Below are 17,205 nucleotides of genomic sequence, written 5' to 3'. Positions count from 1 at the left end.
CTGGAGGTTCCCATGACCGTTTCGGACGCGCCCTCGCGCGCGACACCGAAGCGGGTCTCACCCGCCCGGCTGGCCGTCGCCACGATGGTCGGCACGATGATCGAGGCCTACGACCTCGTCCTGTACTCCGTGGTCGCGGCCCTCGCGTTCAACCACGTCTGCTTCCCCGGCGTCGCGCCGTGGGTCGGCACCCTCGCGGCGCTCGCGTCGCATGCCGTCGCGTTCTTCATGCGCCCGCTGGGCGCGATCCTCTTCGGCTACCTCGGGGACCGCTCCGGCCGGGTCAAGGCGCTTCGCATCTCCCTGCTCACAATGGGGATCGCGACCCTGCTGATCGGCGTGCTGCCCACCGCGGCGCAGATCGGCGTCCTCGCCCCGATCCTGCTGGTCGTCCTGCGGCTGGCGCAGGGCGTCGCCATGGGCGGCGAGTACGGGGGAGCGGTCGCGATGTCGACGGAGAGCGCCCCGCCCGCCAAGCGCGCGCTCTTCGGCACCTTCCCGAACACGGGCTCGATCTTCGGAGCCGCCTTCGCGATCCTCGTCTCGGTCGTCCTCGTGTCCGCCTTCGACGACGCGGCGCTGGTCGGCTGGGCCTGGCGGCTGCCGTTCTTCCTCAGCGCCGTCCTCATCGGGATCGGGTTCCTCGTCCGCCGGATCGGCGAGTCGGAGGAGTTCGAGAAGGCGACCGCTGACTCGACGTCGACCCCCAAGCCGGTGCCCTCGCTCGGCCGGAAGCTCCGCCTGATCGGGATCGCGACGCTGCTGCTGACCCCGAACACACTGATCTTCTATGTCATCGTCACGTCGTTCCTCGCCTATGTCCGCGGCGGTGGGGTGCCGGGCCTGACGGTCGCGCACTACCAGGTCGTCACCTTCGTCGCGATGAGCCTCTCCTGCGTGCTCAACCTGGGGGGCGGCTTCCTGAGCCTGCGGGTGCCCCGGCACCGCATCGTCGTCGGCGCGTGCCTGTGGGGCGCGGCCGCGGCCTTCCCCGCCATCCTGCTGCTGCAGACGGGCCGCACCTGGCTCGTCCTGCTCGGGATCGTGCTGCTGATCCCGGCACACGCCCTGCTCAGCGGCGTCACCACCGCGTACGTCTCCGACGCGCTGCCCGTCCGCTTCCGCTACACCGGTGTCGGTCTCGGCTACGCGATCGGCGCGGGCGTGGGGTCCGGGCTCCTCCCGCTGCTGCTGCTGTGGCTGATCGGGCCCACCGGGGCCCTGTGGCCCTTCGCCCTGCTGGTGTGCCTGGTGTGCCTCGGGGCCGTGGTCGGGGTGCTGTTCGTGCAGCGCGCCGGATCGGGGCGTCCGGCGTGAGCACCGACGGGGCGGTCCGCGCGGCGGTGCCCCTGCTGAGCGCGTGGATCGACGGCACACCCGTCGCGCCGTCGTCGCGGCCCACCCTGCTGCGGACGAGCCCGCGCACGGGCGAGCCCGTGCACGAGCTGACGCTGTGCGGGACTGCGGACGTGGACGCCGCGGTCGAGGCGGCCGACCGGGCCGGGCCGGCGTGGGCCGCCCGGCACCCCGTCGAGCGCGGCCGCGTCCTACACGAGCTCCGCAGGCTGCTGCTCGCCGAGCTCGACGAGCTCTGCGAGGCGGAGGCCCGGGACACCGGACGCACGGCGACCGACGTCCGGGCCAGCGTGCGCGGAGCGGCCGACTTCTTCGAGCTGTACGCGGGGCTGGTCACGGTCGAGAAGGGGGAGCGGCTCGACCTCGGTCCGGGCCTGCACGCCTACACCCGGCGCGAGCCGTGGGGCGTGGTCGCCGTCGTCACGCCGTGGAACGCGCCGCTCAACCAGGCCGCACGGGCGGTCGCCCCCGCCCTGGCAGTCGGCAACACCGTCGTGGTCAAGCCGTCGGAGTTCACCTCGACGACCACCCTGCGGCTCGCCGCCCTGGCGGCCCGCGCCGGGCTGCCGGACGGGGTGCTGAACGTGGTGACGGGCACCGGCGCCGAGGTGGGTGCCCCGCTGGTCGCCCACCAGCACGTCCGCAAGATCGCGTTCACCGGGTCCATGGCCACCGGTCGCGCGGTCGCGAGGGCGGCGGCGGACCGCGTCGTCCCTTGCACCCTGGAACTGGGCGGAAAGTCGGCGAACATCGTCTTCGCCGACGCCGACCTCGAGGCCGCCGTGGCGGCAGCGGTGCCGGCGTTCACCTTCAACGCGGGCCAGGCGTGCCTGGCGGGCAGCAGGCTGCTCGTCGAGCGGTCCGTCGCCGACCGGGTCACCGAGGCCGTCGTCCGCGCGGTCGAGCGGATCCGGCCGGGCGTGGAGATGGGCCCGATCATCACCGAGGGCCAGTACGGCCGGGTGCAGGAGTACTTCGCGATCGCCGAGGCCGAGGGCGCCCGGCCGCTCGTCGGGGGCGCGGCGGACCACTCGCTGCCGGGGCAGTTCGTGCGGCCCACCGTGTACGGCGGCGTCGACCCCGGCATGCGGATCGCGCGGGAGGAGGTGTTCGGGCCGGTTGCCTGTGTCCTCCCCTTCGACGACGAGGACCACGCGGTCCGGCTCGCCAACGACTCCGACTTCGGCCTCGTCGCCGGCGTGTGGACCCGCGACCTCGCACGCGCCCACCGGGTGGCCGGGGCGCTGGAGGCCGGGCAGGTCCTCGTCAACCAGTACCTCGGCGAGCACGTCGAGGCGCCCTTCGGCGGATACAAGATGTCCGGCCTGGGGCGGGAGAAGGGCGTCGAGGCGCTCCACCACTACAGCCAGCTCAAGACCGTCCTCATCAGACTCTGAGGACCGGGGAGGGAGATCACGGGACATGGGACTTCTCGACGGTAGGATCGCGCTCGTCACCGGCGCGGCCCGGGGGCAGGGTCGCTCGCACGCGGTCCGGCTCGCGGAGGAGGGCGCGGACGTCATCGCCATCGACGTCTGCAAGGACATCGAGACGATGCAGTACTCGGGCCCGCGCCCGGAGGACCTGAAGGAGACCGCCCGGCTCGTCGAGGCCCTCGACCGGCGGGCGGTGACGGTCCAGGCCGACGTCCGCGACGCGGAGGCGATGCGGCGGGCCGTCCGGACCGGTGTCGCGGAGCTGGGGGGCCTGGACATCGTCTGCGCCAACGCGGGCGTGCTGAACACGTCCCCGGCGGCCGATATCTCCGACGCGGAGTGGGCGGCGACCGTCGACATCAACCTGACGGGCGTGTGGAACACCGTCCAGCCCGCGATCCCCGTGCTGGTGGAGCAGGGGCGCGGCGGCTCGATCGTCATCACCAGCTCGTCGGTCGGCCTGCGCGGCGCCCTGAACACCGCGCACTACGCGGCCACGAAGCACGGCGTCGTCGGGCTGGCGCGGACGCTCGCCCTCGAGCTCGGCCCGCACTCCATCCGGGTCAACACGATCCATCCGACCGCCATCCTGACCGACATGATCGACAACAAGGCCATGTTCCGCCGGTTCCGGCCCGATCTGGCCGACCCGGGCCCGGAGGACGTCCGCGACCGCTACCAGGGGCTGAACATCCTCCCGGTGCCGTTCATCGAGCCGGTGGACATCAGCAACGCCATCGTGTGGCTCAGCTCGGACCAGGCTCGCTACGTCACGGCGGCGGCGATCCCGGTCGACGCCGGCGCAACCCAGAAGGCGTGACCGTGGACCCGAGCCCGTCCCCGTCGGGCCGCCCGCCCGCGGAGTTCCTCGGCCGCAGTGCGGCGGTGACGCACGCGGTGAGACCCGACGACACCGCGACCGCGCTTGGCAGCGGGACGGTGCCGGTACTCGGCACGCCGCGGCTGCTCGCCTGGCTGGAGGAGGCGACGGTCCGCGCCGTCGCGGACCTCCTCGACCCCGACCACACGACGGTCGGCGTCGAGGTGCGGCTCCGGCACCTGCGGAGCAGTGCCCCCGGGACCGCGGTCACCGGCGACGCCCGCGTCGAGTCGGCGGAGGGCCGCACGCTGACCTTCGCCGTGACGGCGTCCGCCGGGGGCGGCCCACTGCTCGCCGAGGGCGTCGTGCGGCGGGCGGTGGTCGACGTCGCCCGCTTCCTCGCCCCCGCGTGAGCGGCGAACGCCCGACACCGACCCACCACCAGACAACCCGCCGCGGGGACCGGACGCCGGTCGCCGCGGCAACGTGAGAGAGAGGGGTCTCCTCCCGTGGATGCACCGTCGGCGGGTCCGGCCGGACCCGCCCTGAGCGGGGTGCGCGTCATCGACCTCACCCAGTGGGAGGCCGGGACGTCCTGCACCCAGGCCCTGGCCTTCCTGGGCGCAGATGTGATCAAGATCGAGCGGCCGGGGGTCGGCGAGGCCGGGCGGACCGCCTCGGCCGACGTGCCGGGCCTCGACTCCTACTACTTCCTGATGCTGAACAACACGAAGCGGTCGGTGACCCTGGACCTCAAGAGCGAGGACGGGCTCGCGGTGGCCAAGGAGCTGATCGCGGGCGCGGACGTCGTCGTCGAGAACTTCGCGCCGGGTGCCGTCGAGCGGCTCGGGCTGGGCTGGGACGACCTGCGGGGCCTCAACGAGCGCCTCGTGTACGCGTCGATCAAGGGCTACGGTCCCGGCCCGTACCAGGACTACCTCGCCTTCGACCCGACCGGACAGGCGACCGGGGGCGCGCTGGCCATCACCGGCGAGTCCGGCGGCGGGCCGCTGCGGCCGGGGCCGACGCTCGCCGACAGCGGCGCGGGGATGCACCTGGTCGTCGGCGTTCTGGCGGCCCTGCTGCAGCGCCGGTCCACCGGCCGCGGCCAGCGCGTCGACGTCGCGATGCAGGACGCGGTCCTCAACTTCACCCGGATGGCCTTCGCCCGGCACAACGTGCTCGGCCGCCCGGCGGGCCGGGTGGGGAACAGCAACCCGGCCTCCGCGTCCGCCCCGTCGGGCGCCTACCAGTGCTCGGGGGACGGCCCGAACGACTACTGCTTCATCTACACCTCCCGCAAGGGGAACGACCACTGGCACCGGCTGCTTGAGGTGATCGAGCGCCCCGACCTGCGCGACGACGCCCGGTTCGCCTCGCCGGAGCAGCGCCTGGCGCACGAGGGCGAGGTGGACGCGATTGTGTCCGCCTGGACGCGGCGGTTCGACAAGCACGAGGTGATGCGGCGGGTCGCGGCGGCGGGAGTGCCCGCGGGCGCGGTCCTCGACACGGACGACCTGTTCGCCGAGCCCACGCTCCAGGACACCGGGGCCGTGGTCGAGTTCGCGCACCCGGAACGGGGGTCCTACCGGACCGCGGGCTGGCCGGTCCGGATGAGCGACTCCCCGGCGGTGTTCCGTCCGGCCCCCCTCCTCGGGGAGCATACGGACGAAGTGCTCGCCGGGGTCCTGGGCATGGACGAGGTCGGCATCGAGACCCTGCGGAAGGGCGGTGTGGTGTGAGGAACGACGACGACGGGGGCTCGGTGCTCCCCGACCCCACCGACGTGCTGGGCGGGTCGCTCGATCCGCTCGGCGAGCCCGCGGACCTCGCCGACTTCCGGCTCGCGGTCCGCGCGGTGGTCGCCGAGGCCGCCCCCGCGGGTCGGATCGCGGAGCTGGACGAGCGGGCCGAGTTCGACGCGGAGCTCCATGCGCGGCTCGCAGGCGCCGGCGTCCTGGCTGCGGGCGCCGGGGACCGGCACGGCGGGATCGGCGACGTGCGGCACCAGATGGCCGCGGTCGAGGAGGTCGCGGCCGGACCGACGTCGATGGCCGTCGCCCTCGTCGTGCACTACCTGGTGCTGGACCTGCTGACCTCGCACGGCACCCCGGCCCAGCAGGAGCGCTGGCTCGGCCCGCTGATGTCCGGCCGGGCCACCGCCGCCTTCGCGCTGACCGAGCCCGGGGCGGGCACCGACGTCGCGGGCGGGATGGTGACCACCGCGAAGCGGACCGACGGCGGCTGGACCTTGGACGGCCACAAGACCTGGATCGCGGGCGCGGCGCGGGCGGACGTTCACGTCGTGCTGGCCCGGTCGGCGCCGGTCGGCGGAGCAGGGGTGGACGGCATCACCACCTTCCTTGTCCCCGCGGACACCCCGGGGGTGCGGACGTCGCCCTTCGGGGCGGTCGGCCTGCGCGCGGCCCACCCCTGCGACCTCGAGCTCGACGCCGTGGCCGTGCCGGACGACGCCGTCGTCGGCACGGTGGACGCGGGGTTCCGCGAGCTGATGCGGTCGCTGAACCGGGAGCGCCTCAACGCGGCCTCGGGGGCGGCAGGCGCGGCCCGGGGCGCCCTGGCCCACACGCTGGCCTACGCGCGGGACCGAGAGGCCTTCTCCCGGTCGCTCGGCTCGTTCCAAGCCGTGCAGCACCGGCTCGTCGACGGGGTGGTCGCGCTCGAGGCGGCCCGCGGGCTGCTCCGGCGGGCGGGCGAGGTGGCGGCGGGCGGCGGTCGGGCAGACCTGCTCTCGTCGATGGCGAAGCTCGCCTGCTCCGAGGCCGCGGTCCGGATCACGAGCGACGGACTGGAGACGCTCGGCGCCGCGGGCCTGAGCACGGGGCGCCCGCTGCAGCGCTGGTTCCGCGACGTCCGCCTATGGGTGATCGCACCGTTGGCGAACGACATGGTCCGCAACTACCTGGGCGAGCGGCACCTCGGGCTGCCGCGGTCGTTCTGATGAGCCCGACGAGGAAGGGGAACACCGTGGATCCCGCACAGCTGCTGCGCCGTGCCGCCCACGCGCACCGGGACCGGATCGCCGTCGCGGCGGGTGCAGAACAGCAGACCTACGGCGAGATGTTCGAGCGGGCCTGCCGGTTGGCCACCGCGCTGCGCGGGCTCGGGGTGCGGCCGGGTGACCCGGTCGCCGTGCTCGGCAAGGACTCGGTCCACTCGATCGAGCAGGTCGCGGCGTGCGCGCTCGGCAACTTCCCGCGGGCGTCGCTGTACACCTACCACTCCGCCGAGGTGAACGCCTACTTGCTCCGCCTGGTCGGCGCGCGGGCGCTCGTCGTCGAGGCGGAACGCTGGGCCGACCTGCGTCCTCACCTGGTGGGGGAGCTCGCGAGCCTGCCGGTCCTCGTGACGGGGACGGACGACCCGGGTGGCCCCGCGCTATCCTATGAGGCGGCGGTCCGGTCCGCGCCCCCCGACGACGTCGTGGTGCCGGTCGCGGACGACGACGTGCACATCATCCGGTTCTCCAGCGGCACGACGGGGCGGCCCAAGGGGATCTTCCACACGGTCGGCCGGTGGGCGGAGTTCACCCACGAGTACCGGTGGGTGACCCCGCTGACCGACGAGAACTCGGCCTACCTGGTGCTCGGCTCGCTGGCGCACTTCGGGGTCGCGCTGCTCTGGAGCGTGCTGCCGGTCGGCGGCCGGATCGTGCTGCAGCCCGCCTTCGACCCCCACGAGGCGCTCGACCTGATCGAGGCGCACCGGATCACCCACGTCTCGACCATTCCCGTGATGATCAAGGCGATGGTGGAGGCGGCGCCGCGCGAGCGGGACCTCTCGAGCCTGCGATGCGTGCTCTACGCGGGCTCACCAATCGCCGAGCGGACCCTGCGCAGCGCGCTGGAGCTGTTCGGGGACGTTCTCTACCAGGTCTACGCGCAGAGCGAGGTCCTGCTGATCACCACGCTGCCCCCGCACCTGCACGGCGGGGAGGACGGTCGGCGGCTGCGGTCCGCGGGCCGGGCCACGCCGCACACCGTCGTGACCATCCGCGACGCCGACGGCTCCTGCCTGCCCCCGGGGGAGGTCGGCGAGGTCGCCGCCCTGTCGCCGGGGGCGATGTCGGGCATCTGGCGCGACGAGGCGGAGACCTCGGCCCGCACCCTGCCCGACGGCAGCATCCTCACCCGCGACATGGGCTACCTCGACGCGGAGGGGCTCCTGCACCTCGTGGACCGCAAAGGCGACATGATCGTGTCGGGCGGCTACAACATCTGGCCGTCGGAGCTCGAGGTCGTGCTGCAGGAGCACCCGGACGTGGCGGAGGTGTGCGTCGTCGGGGTGCCCGACCAGCGGTGGGGCGAGACGCCCAAAGCGCTGGTCGTCGCCCGGGGGACGACCCCGCCGCCTGCCGCGGACCTCATCGCGCTGACCCGCGACCGCGTTGGCCCGGTCAAGAAGATCACCTCGGTCGAGTTCGTCGCGGAGCTGCCGAAGTCCGGGGCGGGCAAGGTGCTCCGCAAGCAGCTGCGGGACCGCTTCTGGGCCTCGGCCGACGCGGTGCGGGTCGCCGGGGTCTGAGTCACCCGTCCGGGCTCCACCACCCAACCGCTCATGCGGTCGCCGACGCTCCGCTCATGAGGTCGTGACGTGGTGGTGTCCGGCAACGCGTCCCGCAGGAGGCCCGGGACCGCAGCCCGCCCAAGGAAAGGGCCGATGTACGAGGCCTGAACCGGACGACCCGCTCCTCCAGCTTGGTCACGTACGCGCCGCAACGCAGGGTTCGCGACCCAGGGCCTCGGAGTCAGACGCGTTGGAGATCCACGGCAGCCCGCCGGAATCACCCGCCGGATCCCGATCGACCAGGTGACTTCGACACCTACCGCTCGGTCGTGGGACACCAACCTGACGGGCACGTGGCCGGGCTGCAAGCACGCCGTCACCGCCATGCGCGCGAGTGGCAGGGGCGGCGCGATCGTGAACGTCGCGTCGATCAGTGGCGTGGTCGGGATGCGCTACAGCTCCCCCTGCGACGCCAGCCAGGGCGGGATCCGCAGCCTCACGAAGGTCGTGGCGCTAAAGACCGCACGAGACGGCATCCGCTGCAACACGATCTGCCCCGGCCTGATCCAGTCGGACATCCACACGCCGGTGCAGGCCGCGAACCCGGAGGCGTACAAGGTCCTCCTCGACGGCGTTCCGATGGGCCGCCTCGGCGAGCCGGACGACATCGCCCACGCTGCGCTGTACCTGGTCTCGCCCGAGGCCCGCTACGTCACGGGGGCGGAGATCGTGGTCGACGGCGGCTACTGCGCCGAGTGAACCGCCGCGGCGGGTGGGGTCGCCCCCCCACCCGCCGTCGGCCGGTCAGAGCACCCCGCGTTCCCGCAACCGGGCCAGGCGCTCGGGGTCGAGGTCGAGGACCTCCTCGGTGTGCGCACCGAGCTCGGGTCCGAGCCAGCGCACGCCTGCGGGGGTGCGGGAGAGCCGGAACAACGCGTCCGGCATCCGGACCGTGCCCAGCTGGGAGTGCTCGTAGCTCCCGATCGCCCCGATGGCGGCGTACTGCGGGTCGGCGAGGATGTCCTCGGCGGTGTGCACGGGTGCGACGGGCACCCCGGCGGCCCGGCATTCGGCCACCGCCGTCCCGGCGGTCCGCGCGGCGAACCAGGGCACGATCACGGCGTCGAGATCCGCCGCGTGGGCCCGGCGCTGGTTCGCGTGGGCGAACCACGGCTCGTCGGCGAGGCCGGGGGCCCCCATCAGCCGCACCACGTTGCCCGCGGTCGAGGCGGTGCTCGCGGACAGGGCGACCCAGGCTTCGTCCTTCGTCCGGTACATCCCGCGCGGTGCGTTCATCTCGGCCTGGTTGCCGGTCCGCCCCAGGGTCACCCCGAGCTGGTCGCGGGTCACCAGCTGCGGTTCGAGGATCGTGAGCAGCGGCTCGATGATCGACAGGTCGACCTGCTGGCCCCGCCCGCTGTCCCGGCGCTCGTACAGCGCACTCAGCACCCCCAGTGCCGTCGCGATCCCGGTGACGCCGTCCGCCAGCCCGAACGGCGGCAGGTAGGGCTCGCCCGCGGGGTCCCCGTTGCGGAAGGCGAAGCCGGACATCGTCTCGCCCATCGTGCCGAAGCCCGGTTCCCGGAACAGCGGACCGGTCCGCCCGAAGCCGCTGACGCGGGCGAACACCAGCCCCGGATTATCCGCGGCGAGCACCTCGTAGCCGAGCCCCCAGGCCTCCATCGTGCCCGGACGGAAGTTCTCCACGATCACGTCCGCGGTGGCGGCGAGCCCTCGGAACAGCTCCTGGCCCTCCGGGTCCCCGAGGTAGAGGGTGACGCTCTTCTTGTTGCGGCCCAGCATGAGCCACCACAGTGGCACGCCGTCCTTGGCATAGCCGTGGTGGCGGGCGGGGTCCCCGTCGCGGGGATGCTCGATCTTGACGACCTCGGCGCCGAGGTCGCCGAGGATCATCGCCGCGAGCGGTGCGGCGATGACCGTCGAGACGTCCAGGACGCGGATCCCGTCCAGCGGCCGCCGAGCGGTGGTCGGCTCCATCAGTGCTCCCTTGCGCTGTCGTTCCCGGCCGGTCAGAGATGCAGGTAGACCGACTTCTTCTCGAGGAACGCGTCGAGGCCCTCGGGCCCGTTCTCCCGGCCCCAGCCGGACTGCTTGAACCCGCCGAAGGGCAGCGAGCGATCCCGCCTGCCGTAGCAGTTGACCCACACGTTGCCCGCGTCCAGGAGCCGGACCGCGCGGTGCGCGGTGCCGAGGTCCCGGGTGTAGACGCCGGCGCCCAGGCCGTACTCGGTGGCGTTGCCGATCGTCGGCAGGTCGTCGAGCCCGGTGAAGGGCATCACGGTCAGCACCGGCCCGAAGATCTCCTCGCGCACGATCCGCATGTCGGGACGGGTGCCCGCGAAGATCGTCGGTTCGACGAAGTACCCCGCGTCCCCGACCGTCCGCCCGCCGGTCACGACCTCGCCGCCCTCCGCGACACCGGCGCCGATGTAGTCGAGCACCCGGTCGCGCTGCCGGGCGGAGATGAGCGGACCGAGCTGGGTCTGCGGGTCGAGCCCGTTGCCCACCTTCAGGCTGCGTGCGTACTCGCCGAGCCCGGCCAGGAGCCCGTCCGTGATGCCGGGCTGGGCGTAGACCCGGGAGCCCGCGAAACAGATCTGCCCGCTGTTGGCGAAGATGCCGGCCCCGACCTGCGGGATCGCGGTCTCGAGGTCGGCGTCGTCGAACACGAACACCGGCGACTTGCCGCCGAGCTCGAGCGTGACGCGCTTGAGGTTGCTCGCGGCCGCGGCGGCCACGACGGTGCGGCCCACGGCGAGCGACCCGGTGAAGGAGATCTTGTCGACGTCCGGGTGGTCGACGAGCGCGGCGCCCGCCGACGTCCCGGTGCCGGTGACGACGTTGACCACCCCGGCCGGGACGCCGGCCTCCCGTACCAGCTCGGCGAGGCGCAGCGTGCTCAGTGACGTCTGCTCCGCGGGCTTGACGACCACGCTGCACCCGGCCGCCAGGGCTGGGGCGAGTTTGTTGCTCAGGCTGGCCAGCGGTCCGTTCCACGGCACGATCAGCCCGGCGACGCCGACCGGTTCGCTCACCGAGAATGCGTGGAACTCCAGGTCGGCGCCCATGTCGGCGGTCCGTCCGTGCAACCGGGCGCAGGCTCCGGCGTAGTAGCGGAACCCCTCCACCACTCCGTCGAGCAGGCCACGGGCCATCGCGGTGGGCATGCCGTTGTCGAGGACCTCGATCCGGACGAGCTCGTCCGCGTGCGTCGCGACGAGGTCCCCGATCGCCCAGAGGACCTCGCCGCGACGGCGGGCCGGGGTGCCGCGCCAGACCCTGGACGCGAAGCTCGCCCGCGCCGCGGCCACGGCCCGGTCGACGTCGGCGGCCCCGCCCGCGGGGACCGCGCCGATCTCTCGGCCGGTGGCGGGGTCCTCCACGGGGATCGTCTCGCCGGAGACGGCCACGACCCACTCGTCACCGATCATCATCCGGTGCTCGCGGTCGACGTAGGTGTCGACGGATGTACTGAGGGACATGGTCTGCCTCCTTCGTCAGGTGCCGGTGTAGCGGGGGTCGCGGCGCTCGGCGAAGGCGCGCGCGCCCTCGCGGGCGTCCGCGGAGCGCATGATCCGGCGCACCGCCTCGTCCTCGCGGCGGAACGCCTCCTCGAGCCCGACGCCCGGGGCCTCGGCCACCGCCTCCCGCACGGCCGCGACGGCGAGCGGGGCGTTGCGGGCGATCCGGTCCGCCATCGCGCGGGCCCGCGGGAGGACCTCCGGGCCCTGCACGACGGCGTTGACCAGCCCGACGTCGTACGCCCGGGCCGCGGTGACCGGCTCGCCGAGCAGCAGCAGCTCGCGCGCGATCGGCGCGGGCACCATGCGGGGCAGCCGGGCGACCGAGCCGCCGCCGGGGATCAGCCCGCGCTGGACCTCGCTGAGTGCGAGCCGAGCGTGGTCGGCGACCACCCGCAGGTCCGCGGCGAGCGCCAGCTCGAGCCCGCCCGCGAAGCACAGTCCGTTCACCGCCGCGACGATCGGCTTCGGGAAGGAGGGGACGCGCAGCATCGCGCTGTTCATCACCCCGCGCTGATCGGCCAGCAGCCGCTCGTCCCACTCGTCCTCGGCCGGGCGCGCCCGGGTCAGCAGGGTGATCAGCCTGCGCAGGTCGCCGCCCGCGGAGAAGGTCTCCGGGCCGGCGCCGGTCAGGATCGCCACCCGGACGCCGTCGTCCTCGCGGACCCGGTGCCACGCGTCGGCCAGGCGCACCACCATCTCGGGGTCCATGGCGTTGCGCTTGTCCGGGCGGTTGAGCGTGATGGTGGCGACGCCGTCCGCCACGTCCACGTCGAGCACACTCACGGCGCCTCCCGGAAGACCGGCACGGTGAAACCCTCGTGGTCCTCGAAGTCCACGACCAGCGGCATCCCGATGCGGACGGCGTCCGGGTCGGTGCCGACGACGGTCGAGGTCAGCCGGGGGCCCTCGGCCAGCTCCACGATCGCGATCACGTACGGCACCCGGTCGGCGAGCCTCCGGTGCGTGGCCCGCCGCGCGACGGTGTAGCTGTAGAGCGTGCCGCGTCCCCCGGACGGGACGTGGTCCAGCCGGGCGGACCCGCAGCTCGGGCAGGTGCTGCGTGGGTAGAACACCGCCGCGGTGCAGTCCGCGCACCGCTGCAGCAGCAGCTCGTGGCGCGCGCAGCCCGCCCAGAAGGGCGCGGACACCGCCGTCGGGTGGGGCGCCGGACGGGTGCCGCTCACGTGGCCCCCAGCACGACGCTCGACTGCTCGCTCATGATCCCTCCGTTGCCGTGCACGAACGCGTGGCGCAGGTCGCGCACCTGCCTGCCCTCGGCGCGGCCCTGCAGCTGCAGGACGGCCTCGGTCACGTGGCTCATCCCGCCCGCGACGTCCGCCTGGCCGAAGGACAGCTGCCCGCCGTGGGTGTTCAGCGGGAAGTCCCCGCGCCAGGTGAGGTCGTGGGCGTCGACGAACGCGCCCGCCTTCCCCTTGGCACAGAAGCCCGCGTCCTCGAGGCTGAGCAGGACCGTGCTGGTGTAGCAGTCGTAGATCGACGCGAGGCCCACCGCGGCGCGGTCGACGCCTGCCGCGGTGAACGCCCGATCCGCCGAGCGCCGGATCGCCGTGTCCGTCAGGGACGGCGCGTACGTGATCGTCTTGTGGGTGATGGCCTCTCCCGCACCCAGCACCGGGACGGGCCGGTGCCTGCCGCGGCCCGCGAGGGCGCCGTCGACCACCACGACGGCCGCGGCGCCGCCGGTCGGCAGCACGCAGTCCAGCTTGCGCAGCGGGTCGGCGATGAGCTCGGACCCCAGCACCTCGTCCTCGGTGAGCGGGGTGTCGGCGAAGAAGGCCTTGGGGTGGCGGGCGGCGTTCTGCCGCTGGGCCACCGCGAGCCGGGCGCGCTGTCGTGCGGTGTCGCCGAACTCGTGCTCGTACCGCATCGCGATCAGCGCGTAGCCCTCGGTGGCGCCGATGTTGCCGTAGGGCACCTCGAACTCGCGCCAGGGGGAGGTGTCGACCGTGCGCCGGGTCGGCCCGGCGTGCACCAAGCCCGCCGGCACCCGCGGCGCGGCGGTGACACACAGGCAGACCGAGCACATCCCCGCCCGGATCGCGGCGGCGGCCCGCCACAGCATCCCGACGGCGGTGGCGCCGCCGAGGTCCACACTGTCCCCGTAGCCCAGACGCAGCCCGAGGTACTCGCCCACCGTGGAGGGGACGAGCCTGCTGGCCGCGTCGATCGGGTGGACGAGCAGACCGTCGACGTCCTCGGGGCCCAGCCCGGCGTCCGCCAGCGCGGCGACGCCGACCGCGGCCGAGAGCGAGAGCTCGGTCTCCGCGCCGGTGTCGCGGGCGGGTGCGAGCTCGGCAGTACCGACGACCGAGGGAGGCGGCGGGCTCACCGCCCGAACCTCGGCGCGCGCTTCTCGACCAGCGCCCGGACGCCCTCCGCGTAGTCCGGGTGGGCCATCAGCTCGCCGATCAGCTCCTTGCTGCGGTTCACCGAGCGGGCCGGGTCCGCATCGAGCAGGTCGTCGTAGAGCTGGCGCTTGGTGGCGGTCGTCGCGGCGGGGGAGAGGCCCGCGAGCAGCCGCGCGTAGTCGGTGACCGCCGGGCCGAACTCCTCGGGGCCGAGCACCTTGTTGAAGAAGCCCATCGCGCCGATCTCCTGCGCGCGCAGGATGCGACCGCTGAGCAGCACGTCCGCGGCGTGGGTCGCGCCGAGCAGCCGCGGCAGGATCCAGGACAGTCCGTACTCGGCGGGCATCGCCAGCTTCGGCGTGGCGGTGGTGATCTTCGCGTCCCACATCCCGAACCGGATGTCCGCGTAGGCCGCCAGGGCCAACGCGACCCCGGCGCACGCGCCGTTCACCGCCGCGATCAGCGGGAAGCGCAGGCCGAGCTGCCAGCTCACGTCCGCGTCGAACTCCGGGCGCACGCCGTAGCCGGGGTTGGCCGCCTCGCGCGGCAGCCCGGGGTCGAACCCGTTGTCGGACTTCACGTACCCCGAGAGCGCCTTCGAGTCCGCGCCCACGCAGAAGGCGCGCCCGGCCCCGGTCAGCACCGCCACCCGGACCCGCGGGTCCGCCTCCAGCTCCGCCATGATCCAGCGGTACTCGGCGTGCATCCTGGCGGTCCAGGAGTTGCCCCGCTCCGGGCGGTTCAGGGTGACGGTGGCGACGCCGTGCTCGTCCACCTCGACCCGGGTCACCTTCAGCTCCATCGGCTCACCCACGGCGGATCACCCCCGCCTCGGCGAAGCGCTCGACGTCCGCGGCGTCGTACCCGAGCTCGGCGAGCACGTCCGCGGTGTCCGCGCCGAGCACCGGCGACACGTCGGTGCCGCCTGCCCGCTCGCCGTCGAGCAGGAGCGGGGAGGCCAGGGTGCGGATCCGGCCGGTGGTCGGGTGGACGGCCTCCACGATCAGGCCGCCGCCCTGGAGCAGGGGGGACTCGAGCGCGTCCTTCAAGGAGTTGACCGGTGCCGCGGGCACGCCTGCGGCCGTCAGCTCCCGGACCCAGGACGCGAGGTCCCGGGTCGCCAGCCTGGCCTCCAGGGCTGCGTCGAGCTCCGCCTCGTGGCGTTTGCGGCTCGCCGCGTCGGCGAACCGGGGATCCGCTCCGAGCTCGGGGGCGTCGAGAACGTCGAGCAGGCCCCGCCAGTGTTCGGGCCGGACCGCAGACAGCACGAGCCACCCGTCGAGCGCCCGGAACCGTCCGCGGGGGGCCTCGTCCCGGTCCCGGCTGCCGGTGCGGGTGGTGTCCCCGCCGGTCAGGAAGTGGCGCTGGGCCACGTCGGACAGCAGGGTGATGAGCACGTCGTGCAGCGCGAGGTCGACCCAGCACCCCTGGCCGGTCCGCTCCCGCTGGGCTAGCCCGGCCAGCACCGCGAGGGACAGGTAGAGCCCGCCCGCCATGTCCCCGATCGGCACGCCGATCCGGGCGGGCCGCTCCCCGGGCTCCCCGGTGAGCTCGATCATGCCGGACATCGCCTGGTTGACCAGGTCGAACGAGATCGTCTCGCGCAGCGGACCCGTCGCCCCGAAACCCGACAACGAGCAGCAGACGAGCTGCGGGCGCCGCGCCGCCAGCTCCTCGGGGCCCAGCCCCAGCCGGGCCAGCACCCCGGGCCGGAAGTTCTCGACCAGGACGTCGCTGCGGTCGACCAGGCGGAGCAGCGCCTCGTGGCCCTCCGGTGTGCGCAGGTCGAGCGTGACGCTGCGCTTGCCGCGGTTGAGCGACAGGAAGTACGCGCTCTCGTCCCCCCACATCGGGAGGTTGCGCCGGGTCGGGTCGCCGATCCGCGGCTCCTCGACCTTGACCACCTCGGCCCCGAGGTCGGCCAGCACCTGCGCCGCGCAGGGCCCGGCGAACATCCGGGTGAGGTCCAGGACCCGCACCCCCTCCAGCGGCAGGCTCATCGGACCCCCTCCGCGGCGAGCTCGGCCCGGACCCGGGCGGTGTCGGCACCCGGCTGCGGCGCGACCCTCGGGACGGGCCGGAAGGCGGTCCCGTTCGGCGCGCGGAACCGGAAGGGCGACGCGACCGTGCGGACCGGCGGCGCCGACCCGTCGACGGTCGGGCTCATGCCCCGGACGACCGTGTGCTCGAGGTCCAGTGCGTCGGCGAGCGACAGGACCGGCCCCGCGGGCACGTCCGCCTCGGCGAACGCCGCCACCCACTCGGCGACGGTCTTCTCCCGCAGCGGCGGCGCGAACAGGCCCAGGAGCTCCTCCTTCGCCACCAGCCTGCGGGCGAAGTCGCGGTACTCCTCGCGCCCCGGCAGGTCCTCGCGCCCGATCGCGGTGGCGAAGTTCCGCCAGAAGCGCTGGGTGAACGGGGCCGCGACCACCTCGCCGTCCGCGGCCTCGAAGGAGTTGTAGGGGAAGATCGTCGAGTGGCCGGTGCCCACGCGGGTCGGCACCTCGCCGTCGGCGAACCAGCCCACGGCCATGTAGCTCAGCAGCGCGACCGCGACGTCCGTCTTGGACACCTCGACCCGGTGCCCCCCGCCCGCGAGCACCCCGCCGAGCGCGCCGATCGCGGCGTAGACGCCCGCGCACAGGTCGGCGACGGGCACCCCGGCCTCCCCGGGCGGACCGCCCTCGTGCCCGGTCAGGTCCATGTTCCCGGACAACGCCTGCACCAGCAGGTCCTCCGAGTCCGGGTCGGGCGCCGGGCGGCAGGCCGCGGCCGCGGACCCGTAGGCCGAGATCGAACAGTGCACGAGTGCGTCGAGCGGAGCGGAACGGTCCGCGCGCCAGGCCGGGTCCTCCTCGAGGAGCACGTCCGCCCAGCCGAGCAGCCGCTCCAGCAGGTCGTCCGCCCCCGGGGCGGCAGGCTCCGCCGCGACGGACCGCTTGCCGCGGTCGTAGGCGATCCGGTGTGACCGCCGCCGGGGCGACCCGTCGTCCTCCCGGGAGGACTCGATCTTCACCACGTCCGCCCCGAGATCGGCCAGGATCGCCCCGGCGAACGCACCCGCGCGCCCGGTACCGATCTCGACCACGTGCACGCCCGCCAATGGCGCGGGCGTCCCGGTTCCGCTCGACCTCACTCTGTCGACCTCACTC

General features: G+C 73.9%; 16 protein-coding genes. 8 read left to right on the top strand and 8 right to left on the bottom strand.

Annotated features, from left to right (window positions below):
- The first annotated feature begins 12 nt into the window (after positions 1–12).
- The 8 genes from ACQP04_RS25640 to ACQP04_RS25605 all read left to right on the top strand — a co-directional run bounded on the left by ACQP04_RS25640 (position 13) and on the right by ACQP04_RS25605 (position 8,898).
- Complete coding sequence (locus ACQP04_RS25640) at positions 13–1,317, top strand: MFS transporter (RefSeq protein ID WP_433503120.1); 1,305 nt, start codon at positions 13–15, stop codon at positions 1,315–1,317.
- Positions 1,314–2,753 carry an aldehyde dehydrogenase family protein gene (locus ACQP04_RS25635; protein WP_433503119.1) on the top strand — a complete coding sequence of 480 codons (1,440 nt, stop codon included), beginning with the start codon at positions 1,314–1,316 and terminating at the stop codon, positions 2,751–2,753. The genes ACQP04_RS25640 and ACQP04_RS25635 overlap by 4 nt, the downstream gene beginning before the upstream one ends.
- Before the next feature lie 25 nt (positions 2,754–2,778).
- Positions 2,779–3,612 carry a mycofactocin-coupled SDR family oxidoreductase gene (locus tag ACQP04_RS25630; protein WP_433503118.1) on the top strand — a complete coding sequence of 278 codons (834 nt, stop codon included), beginning with the start codon at positions 2,779–2,781 and terminating at the stop codon, positions 3,610–3,612.
- The gene (locus ACQP04_RS25625; protein WP_433503117.1) at positions 3,609–4,025 is read left to right on the top strand and encodes a thioesterase family protein; all 417 of its coding nucleotides are present in this window, start codon (positions 3,609–3,611) and stop codon (positions 4,023–4,025) included. Before ACQP04_RS25630 ends, ACQP04_RS25625 begins: the two co-directional genes overlap by 4 nt.
- A 96-nt stretch (positions 4,026–4,121) precedes the next feature.
- Complete coding sequence (locus tag ACQP04_RS25620) at positions 4,122–5,354, top strand: CaiB/BaiF CoA transferase family protein (protein WP_433503116.1); 1,233 nt, start codon at positions 4,122–4,124, stop codon at positions 5,352–5,354.
- The gene (locus ACQP04_RS25615) at positions 5,351–6,574 is read left to right on the top strand and encodes an acyl-CoA dehydrogenase family protein (RefSeq protein ID WP_433503115.1); all 1,224 of its coding nucleotides are present in this window, start codon (positions 5,351–5,353) and stop codon (positions 6,572–6,574) included. The genes ACQP04_RS25620 and ACQP04_RS25615 overlap by 4 nt, the downstream gene beginning before the upstream one ends.
- Before the next feature lie 26 nt (positions 6,575–6,600).
- A complete protein-coding gene (locus ACQP04_RS25610) occupies positions 6,601–8,157 on the top strand; it encodes a class I adenylate-forming enzyme family protein (RefSeq protein WP_433503114.1) in 1,557 nt (518 codons plus the stop codon).
- A 258-nt stretch (positions 8,158–8,415) separates the two neighbouring features.
- The gene (locus ACQP04_RS25605; protein WP_433508435.1) at positions 8,416–8,898 is read left to right on the top strand and encodes an SDR family oxidoreductase; all 483 of its coding nucleotides are present in this window, start codon (positions 8,416–8,418) and stop codon (positions 8,896–8,898) included.
- A gap of 45 nt (positions 8,899–8,943) precedes the next feature.
- Here ACQP04_RS25605 and ACQP04_RS25600 read toward each other — a convergent pair whose 3' ends face one another.
- From ACQP04_RS25600 to ACQP04_RS25565, 8 genes are read right to left on the bottom strand one after another with little or no spacing between them, the layout of a single operon-like run.
- Complete coding sequence (locus ACQP04_RS25600; protein ID WP_433503113.1) at positions 8,944–10,137, bottom strand: CaiB/BaiF CoA transferase family protein; 1,194 nt, start codon at positions 10,135–10,137, stop codon at positions 8,944–8,946.
- Positions 10,138–10,169: 32 nt separating this feature from the next.
- Positions 10,170–11,642 (bottom strand): aldehyde dehydrogenase family protein, encoded by a 1,473-nt coding sequence (locus tag ACQP04_RS25595; RefSeq protein WP_433503112.1) that lies wholly within the window; start codon positions 11,640–11,642, stop codon positions 10,170–10,172.
- Between the two features lie 15 nt (positions 11,643–11,657).
- Positions 11,658–12,467, bottom strand: coding sequence for an enoyl-CoA hydratase/isomerase family protein (locus ACQP04_RS25590; RefSeq protein WP_433503111.1), 810 nt, complete (start codon positions 12,465–12,467; stop codon positions 11,658–11,660).
- Positions 12,464–12,868 carry a Zn-ribbon domain-containing OB-fold protein gene (locus tag ACQP04_RS25585; protein ID WP_433503110.1) on the bottom strand — a complete coding sequence of 135 codons (405 nt, stop codon included), beginning with the start codon at positions 12,866–12,868 and terminating at the stop codon, positions 12,464–12,466. Before ACQP04_RS25585 ends, ACQP04_RS25590 begins: the two co-directional genes overlap by 4 nt.
- Entirely contained in the window at positions 12,865–14,034 is a 1,170-nt protein-coding gene (locus ACQP04_RS25580) for a thiolase family protein (RefSeq protein WP_433503109.1), read from the bottom strand. Before ACQP04_RS25580 ends, ACQP04_RS25585 begins: the two co-directional genes overlap by 4 nt.
- Positions 14,031–14,867, bottom strand: a complete 837-nt coding sequence (locus tag ACQP04_RS25575) for an enoyl-CoA hydratase-related protein (RefSeq protein WP_433503108.1) — start codon at positions 14,865–14,867, stop codon at positions 14,031–14,033. The genes ACQP04_RS25580 and ACQP04_RS25575 overlap by 4 nt, the downstream gene beginning before the upstream one ends.
- Complete coding sequence (locus tag ACQP04_RS25570) at positions 14,860–16,053, bottom strand: CaiB/BaiF CoA transferase family protein (protein ID WP_433503107.1); 1,194 nt, start codon at positions 16,051–16,053, stop codon at positions 14,860–14,862. Before ACQP04_RS25570 ends, ACQP04_RS25575 begins: the two co-directional genes overlap by 8 nt.
- Positions 16,050–17,189: a CaiB/BaiF CoA transferase family protein gene (locus ACQP04_RS25565; protein WP_433503106.1), complete on the bottom strand. Its 1,140-nt coding sequence runs from the start codon at positions 17,187–17,189 to the stop codon at positions 16,050–16,052. The genes ACQP04_RS25570 and ACQP04_RS25565 overlap by 4 nt, the downstream gene beginning before the upstream one ends.
- Positions 17,190–17,205: the final 16 nt, after the last annotated feature.

This window comes from Pseudonocardia halophobica (assembly GCF_050948485.1).
GTDB lineage: Bacteria > Actinomycetota > Actinomycetes > Mycobacteriales > Pseudonocardiaceae > Pseudonocardia > Pseudonocardia halophobica.
The sequence above is the reverse complement of the archived record's forward strand: the minus strand, read 5'-3'. Positions and strand labels throughout refer to the sequence as shown.

What these genes read in the sequence shown, in the direction of transcription:
- ACQP04_RS25630 (WP_433503118.1), top strand. Translation starts at nt 2,779, where the DNA reads ATGGGACTTCTCGACGGTAGGATCGCGCTCGTCACCGGCGCGGCCCGG.
- ACQP04_RS25595 (WP_433503112.1), bottom strand. Translation starts at nt 11,642, where the DNA reads ATGTCCCTCAGTACATCCGTCGACACCTACGTCGACCGCGAGCACCGG.
- ACQP04_RS25600 (WP_433503113.1), bottom strand. Translation starts at nt 10,137, where the DNA reads ATGGAGCCGACCACCGCTCGGCGGCCGCTGGACGGGATCCGCGTCCTG.
- ACQP04_RS25570 (WP_433503107.1), bottom strand. Translation starts at nt 16,053, where the DNA reads ATGAGCCTGCCGCTGGAGGGGGTGCGGGTCCTGGACCTCACCCGGATG.
- ACQP04_RS25640 (WP_433503120.1), top strand. Translation starts at nt 13, where the DNA reads ATGACCGTTTCGGACGCGCCCTCGCGCGCGACACCGAAGCGGGTCTCA.